A 6,621-nucleotide genomic window follows, 5' to 3' on the forward strand; every position below is an offset into this window, starting at 1 on the left:
TACAACTGACTTGAAGAAGGAGGAAAAATCAATGGCAGATTACCCTAATCATCTTGCATGGCATGAGACACTTGAAGTTCATGAACTAGTTGCATTTCAATCCCTTGGACTAATGAAACTTAAAGAATCAGTAGGTGAAATTAAAGACAAAGAACTACGATTACTTTATGTAACCGCAATTAAGAATCTGGAGAAAAACATCCATGAATTGCTAAAGTTCTATAAGATAGCCCCTAACCCTAACATGGATTACGATTCACGAAAATTAGGCACTGGATTCTATTCCGGAGACCTATTGGTGTTTGCTAAAACGGCTGTGAGGAATTATGCTATAGCAATTACCGAGACCGCGACACCAGTATTGAGGGAAACATTAACCGAGCAGTTATTAAAAGCTATCTTACTCCATGGAGAGGTCTATGAATATATGAATGAAAATGGACTTTATCCATCCTATGACCTGGAGAAGTTACTAAAAAATGACGTGAGAATTGCTACCAAAGCATTGGATATGTCATACAGAGAATCATAATTCAACGTGGGTTTTACTACCTCCTTATCTACAGAAAAGCAGTTACTTATACAAACAGCCCGTAGTTTAGACTGACTACTACAATCAAACGCAAAAAACCTTAAGGCAAACCCATTCCATCGATATAGGTTTGTCTTAAGATTATAAAGAAGATCCGCTACAGTTTAATAAGAAGAAATGAGGCATTAACTAGGACTATCCATTAGTCGCTGATAAATTGAACTGTAGACTGCGTTGCTATTCGTAAAGATGGCAAGCAACATAGTGCTGTTTTTTCACTTCCCGCCACGTGGGAAGAACTTTTGCACAAATGTCCATAGCTGCCGGGCAACGTGTTCGAAAGCGGCAACCGCTTGGGGGATTGGAAGGATCGGGAACATCCCCAGTCAAAATAACACGTTCACGTGACCTCTCAATCACAGGATTTGGAATTGGAATTGCTGATAGTAACGCTTGTGTATATGGATGTAAAGGATCACTGTATAGCTCTTCACTATCTGTCAATTCTACAAGCCCCCCAAGGTACATAACAGCTATTCGATCACTGATGTGTTTGACCATCGATAAGTCATGTGCAATAAATAAATAGGTTAGGCCTTTCTCCTGTTGCAACTCTTTTAGTAAGTTAACGATTTGTGCCTGTATGGAAACATCAAGCGCTGCAATGGGTTCATCAGCGATTATGAATTCCGGTTCAACAGCAAGCGCTCTTGCAATTCCTATGCGCTGCCTTTGGCCACCACTAAACTCATGTGGATAGCGGTTTGCATGTTTTTTGTTTAACCCTACTAATTCAAGTAATTCAATTACTTTAACCTGTCTTTCTTCTTTATTTAAGTCTGGATAATGGTTACGTATTCCTTCTGATATAATTTCTAATACAGTCAATCTTGGATCTAGAGAAGAGTATGGATCCTGAAATATCATTTGCATTTTTTTGTTCATATCTTTTATCTCATCTGGGGATCTCTTAACTAGAATATCTTCTCCATTGTATATTACCTGTCCTGAAGTAGCGTTGTACAAATTGTTAATAGTACGGCCTGCTGTTGACTTCCCGCATCCAGATTCTCCTACCAAACCTAGCGTTTCACCTTTATAGACGTCAAAGGAAATATCATCTACAGCTCTTAATACTTGTTTTTTGTCCGCGGTGAAATATTTCTTTAGATTTTTAACTTCAAGTAACTTTTCTTTGTCTATCATCAGATAATCCCTCCACTCCATGTGGTCTTTCTACCTGTGGTGCCCGCTCATCTTCTAACCAGCACGAGACGGCATGAGTTCCAGATACTCTCGTACTTGCCGGTGAGAAGTGGTGACAAACTTCCATGGCATGTGAACAACGATCTGCGAATGGACACCCTTCCGACAAATGGGCTAGATCAGGTGGACTGCCCGGAATTGGAATCAACGGAACTGACCGATCGCCGTGCAGGTTAGGCATAGATAATAGCAATCCCCATGTATAAGGGTGTTTTGGCTCGAAAAAAATCTCGTCTACAGTTCCCGTTTCTATAATTTCTCCAGCGTACATCACAGCTACGCGTTGGGCCATGTTAGCCACAACACCTAAATCATGGGTAATAATAATAATTGCAGTTCCTGTTTTCTTTTGGATGGCTTTCATCAAGTCTAAAATTTGCGCTTGTATAGTTACATCAAGGGCCGTAGTAGGTTCATCAGCAATTAAAACTTTCGGATTACATGCGAGTGCTATAGCAATTACTACTCTCTGCCTCATTCCCCCAGAAAACTGATGTGGATATTCGTTCATTCGTTCCGCTGCATTTGGAATACCTACAAGCTCAAGAAGTTCTTTAGCTTTTGCTAATGCATCTTTTTTACGAAGATGCTGGTGTTTCTTTAATCCTTCCATAATTTGTTTACCTATGGGCATCGTTGGATTAAGTGAGGTCATTGGATCCTGGAATACCATTGACATTTCTGATCCACGGATTTTTTCCATTTCTTTTTCGCTTAATTTTAATAGATCGTTGCCTTCATAAAGAATTTGACCGTCTTTTATCATACAATTTTGTTTGGGGAGTACCCTCATCAAACTTTTTGCAGCTACTGATTTACCTGAACCAGACTCCCCAACAATCGCTAATGTTTCACCTTTTTCCAACTCAAAGCTGACTCCTCGTGTAGCTTTCACCTCTCCTTCATGCGTTCGAAAAGAAACGTGCAGTTGGTCTACGGATAATATTTTTTCTGTCATAATGCCGCCCCCTCTCTTACTTCCTCATTTTAGGATCTAGTGCATCTCTTAATCCATCTGCCAAAAGGTTAAAGCTGATCATAATAGCACTGATAACTATGCTTGGAAAAATTAATTTATAGGGAAAGAAGCGCATTGACGTGTAACCATCTTCAATTAATACACCCAAGGAAGCAAGTGGAGGTTGCAGACCCAGCCCTATGAAGCTCAAAAATGCTTCAAAGAAAATCGCAGTAGGTATAGTAAACATCAACGTAACTATAATTGGTCCCATAGCATTGGGAATTAAATGTTGCCAAATTATCTTTGCGTTAGATGATCCTAAGTTACGAGCCGCTAGAATGAACTCCTGACCCTTTAACTGTAAAATTTGTCCTCGAACAACACGTGCCATACCAACCCAGCCTGTGATAACCATGGCTAGGATGATTGAAGTAATGCCCGGTTCAAGAATTATGATAAATAAAATAATTACAACTAAATTTGGAATTCCCATAAGAACTTCTATGATACGTTGCATAATATTATCTATCCGGCCACCATAAAAGGAAGAAATTCCTCCATAAGCAACACCTATAACTAAATCCAGGAAGGCAGCAACGAGGGCGATAAACAAAGATATTTGAGTAGCCTTCCACACCCTGGTCCATAAATCACGACCAAATTCATCCGTACCAAACCAAGAGGCTTTAGTGATACCCCTAGCCTCGTATTGGTTTGTACCATTGACATCCTCCCCATTAAATCCAAGCCATTCTAAACCAGGAACAAGCGGAGGTAAGTTAGAACGCAGCAGATCCTGATCAACATGTGAATAACTGTTTAAAAAAGGACCTCCTAACGCAAATACCGTTAACAAAATAATAGTAATAAGCCCCAAGAAAGCCCCTCTATTTTTTTTTAATCTTCTCCAGGCCTCTTTCCAAAAAGATACAGGAGGCGAAGCAATTTCTTCCCTTTTACTAGCGTCTACTGGGGATGGCACAAACATATCCTGGGTGATTTCCCTTTTTTCTGGAATCATTTTTTACCACCACCTTTTATACTGATGCGTGGATCTATAATCCCGTATAAAATATCCACCAGTAAAACCACTCCAATAAACAGTGCACTATACATCAATGTAATGCCCATAATAACGCTATAATCATCTACCAATACAGATTTTGTAAATTGTTCCCCAAGACCAGGCACTGAGAAAATTTTCTCTATAACCAACGTACCTGTCATAATAGCAACAGCCAAGGGTCCAAGCATCGTCACAACTGGAATTATCGCATTACGGATAACGTGTTTAACCACGACCACCTTTTCACTAAGTCCTTTTGCTTTAGCTGTTGTAATATACTCTTGCCCCAATACTTCCAGCATTTCTGTTCGAATAAAACGGGCCACTGTAGCAACAACAATAACGGAAAGCGCAATGGAAGGCATGATCGTATACTCATACCCTTGCCATAATGCTGCCGGTAACCAACCTAATTTTACCCCAACATAATATTGCATCAGTGCAGCAAAAACAAAAGACGGAATCGACATTCCAAGCACAGCAATAAATACTGAGCCATAATCCAAAAAAGTGTTGTGCCTTAAAGCTGAAATGATTCCCAGGATTAAACCGATTACGGTACCTATAACAAGTGCCTGAAAACCAATTAAAGATGAGGGACCAATTCTACTACTGAGGATACTGTTTACAGAGCGCCCTTCATATTGATAGGAAAGACCTAAATCACCTGTTACTAAATTACCTAAATACTTTATATATTGAATCGCTACCGGCTTATCGAGTCCGTATTTTGCATTCATTAACACCAATTGCTGTTCTGATAGTTTTTCGGGATTACTGAATGGCGTACCAGGTAGAAGTTTAACCAGAAAAAAGGTGACAGTAATAACTATAAATAGTGTAATAAGCATGTAACCTATACGTTGAAATATATAACCTTTCACAACCACACCCCCACTTATCCTGTCTTGTTGAGTGAATATCAAAAACTCGCCATTCGCCTCAAACTAGGTAGCGAATGGCGAATTTTTTCTTTTATTTAATACCTTGAGAACAACATGATTTTAGGTGAAAAAGTGGATGTACCAGTAATTAACATCCTAAAAAAGTATTTCTTCACTTGTATTTACTCTGAAATATACGTCCATTTGAAACTAAATTCTGCACCACTTGGGTGATAAGCTAAGTCTTGAATATTTAGACGTTGTAGAACTGCGTTTGTTACCTGGTAAGCAGGACCTATCGCAGCATCGTCAAATAGCAATTTTTCTGCCTCCAACATCATCTCATAACGCGCAGCAGGATCTTTCTCTTCATTAATTTTAGCCACAAGTGCGTCTAGATCTGGATTAGAGTAATCCATTCTATTTGCAGAACCATCTGTTACCCACATTCCAATGTAGGTCATTGGGTCATTGTAATCTGGCCCCCATGATGAAATAGAAATACCATAATCAACTGCTTTTTCTAGCTCTAATCTCTGTTCGAAAGGTACAACTTTTATCTCAACAGTTAATCCTGACAAATTTGTTTCTAATTGGTTCTTTAAATATTCAGCAGTCTTCATCATGGATTCATCATCTGAAGACATAATGGAAATAGTCGCAGATTCTTTTCCAATTTCTTCGAGTCCCTTATCCAAAAATCCCTGTGCTTCTTCATACGTTCCTTGATTGAAAGGTCCATTCAGTTCACGGAAACCTTCATTACCAGGAGAAGTAGAAAACCCTTCTGGTACCAATCCGTATAAAGGTTTTGAACCGTTGTTTAGGATAACTTCGGCATGAGCTTTTTTATCCCACCCCATGTCAATCGCACGGCGTATATTTTCGTTCCCTAACGTTTCAAGATTGTGATTGAATCGAAGAAATCTAATTTCAGCGTCATCAACCAAACTAAATGTTTCATCATCTTGGTATTGATCGACGGTAGAAGCGCTAAGATTTATACGATCAAGTTCGTTTGTTTCGTAAAGGTTTAATTCTGTTGATGCTTCTTTTACTACAAACACATTAACTTCGTTTAATTTAACTGTTTCAGCATCCCAGTAATCTGGATTTTTCTTATATTGCCAGCTCTGATCATGCTTCCATTCTGATAGAATAAATGGACCATTGAATAACAAATTGTTGGCCTCAAGAGCATACTGATCTCCCTGACTTTCTACAAATTCCTGATTTTGTGGTAGAAAGGATGGGAATGTAAGGTTTTGTGCTAAGAGCGGGTTAGGTCCAGACAACGTTACCTCAAGGGTTGTATCATCTAAGGCCTTGACCCCAAGTTCTTCTGCAGATTTATCTCCAGCTAAAATTTCTGTTGCATTAAGTATTTTTGCTGTTTCAAACATACTTGCATAATGCCCGGTATCTTTGAATATTCTCTGCCATGAGTAAACGAAATCATGTGCAGTTACTGGCTCACCGTTACTCCACTTCGCATCACGAAGCGTAAATGTATGGACTAAACCATCTTCGCTAGCCTTATGCTCACTTGCTATAGCAAGTATTGCTTTATGATCTAAACTCAGTCGATATAAACCTTCATTTACGTTGTTTAAAGCAGTAAATGAAACACCATCATGGGCGTGTACAGAATCCATGGTTGGAATTTCTGCACTTTCAGATAAATTTAGTACCTGTTCAACTCCACCTTTTTTGTCATCTTTTTTGTTTGAATCTGAATTACCACCGCTCTCCTCAGATGAATCAAAATTACAGGCCGTCAGTAAGAGACAAAGAAATGCAACAAACAGTAACAAAAACATTTTTAATCTCGATTTGGTCTTCATTAATTTCCCCCCTGTATTATCTTTTGATTTTTTTGAATAGTATTAATTTTTACAAAGTATTACGTTTA

The 6,621-nt window shown here is 38.8% G+C and carries 6 protein-coding genes; 1 reads left to right on the forward strand and 5 read right to left on the reverse strand.

The window, feature by feature from the left end:
* Window positions 1-31 precede the first annotated feature (31 nt).
* Entirely contained in the window at window positions 32-532 is a 501-nt protein-coding gene (locus ACOI1D_RS20755) for a spore coat protein (protein ID WP_422504018.1), read from the forward strand.
* A 237-nt stretch (window positions 533-769) separates the two neighbouring features.
* Here ACOI1D_RS20755 and ACOI1D_RS20760 read toward each other — a convergent pair whose 3' ends face one another.
* From ACOI1D_RS20760 to ACOI1D_RS20780, 5 genes are all read right to left on the reverse strand, one after another.
* Window positions 770-1,738 carry an ABC transporter ATP-binding protein gene (locus tag ACOI1D_RS20760; protein ID WP_422504010.1) on the reverse strand — a complete coding sequence of 323 codons (969 nt, stop codon included), beginning with the start codon at window positions 1,736-1,738 and terminating at the stop codon, window positions 770-772.
* The gene (locus ACOI1D_RS20765; protein ID WP_422504011.1) at window positions 1,713-2,756 is read right to left on the reverse strand and encodes an ABC transporter ATP-binding protein; all 1,044 of its coding nucleotides are present in this window, start codon (window positions 2,754-2,756) and stop codon (window positions 1,713-1,715) included. The genes ACOI1D_RS20760 and ACOI1D_RS20765 overlap by 26 nt, the downstream gene beginning before the upstream one ends.
* Window positions 2,757-2,772: 16 nt before the next feature.
* Entirely contained in the window at window positions 2,773-3,780 is a 1,008-nt protein-coding gene (gene opp3C, locus ACOI1D_RS20770) for an oligopeptide ABC transporter permease (protein ID WP_422504013.1), read from the reverse strand.
* Entirely contained in the window at window positions 3,777-4,709 is a 933-nt protein-coding gene (opp3b, locus tag ACOI1D_RS20775) for an oligopeptide ABC transporter permease (protein ID WP_422504014.1), read from the reverse strand. The genes opp3C and opp3b overlap by 4 nt, the downstream gene beginning before the upstream one ends.
* Window positions 4,710-4,891: 182 nt before the next feature.
* Window positions 4,892-6,553: a peptide ABC transporter substrate-binding protein gene (locus tag ACOI1D_RS20780; RefSeq protein WP_422504016.1), complete on the reverse strand. Its 1,662-nt coding sequence runs from the start codon at window positions 6,551-6,553 to the stop codon at window positions 4,892-4,894.
* Window positions 6,554-6,621: the final 68 nt, after the last annotated feature.

The organism is Virgibacillus sp. DJP39 (assembly GCF_049310925.1).
Lineage (GTDB): Bacteria > Bacillota > Bacilli > Bacillales > Amphibacillaceae > Virgibacillus_F.

Excerpts from the sequence above, each read along its gene's own strand:
- ACOI1D_RS20780 (WP_422504016.1), bottom strand. The coding sequence starts at position 6,553 with ATGAAGACCAAATCGAGATTAAAAATGTTTTTGTTACTGTTTGTTGCA.
- opp3C (WP_422504013.1), bottom strand. The coding sequence starts at position 3,780 with ATGATTCCAGAAAAAAGGGAAATCACCCAGGATATGTTTGTGCCATCC.
- ACOI1D_RS20765 (WP_422504011.1), bottom strand. The coding sequence starts at position 2,756 with ATGACAGAAAAAATATTATCCGTAGACCAACTGCACGTTTCTTTTCGA.
- ACOI1D_RS20755 (WP_422504018.1), top strand. The coding sequence starts at position 32 with ATGGCAGATTACCCTAATCATCTTGCATGGCATGAGACACTTGAAGTT.
- ACOI1D_RS20760 (WP_422504010.1), bottom strand. The coding sequence starts at position 1,738 with ATGATAGACAAAGAAAAGTTACTTGAAGTTAAAAATCTAAAGAAATAT.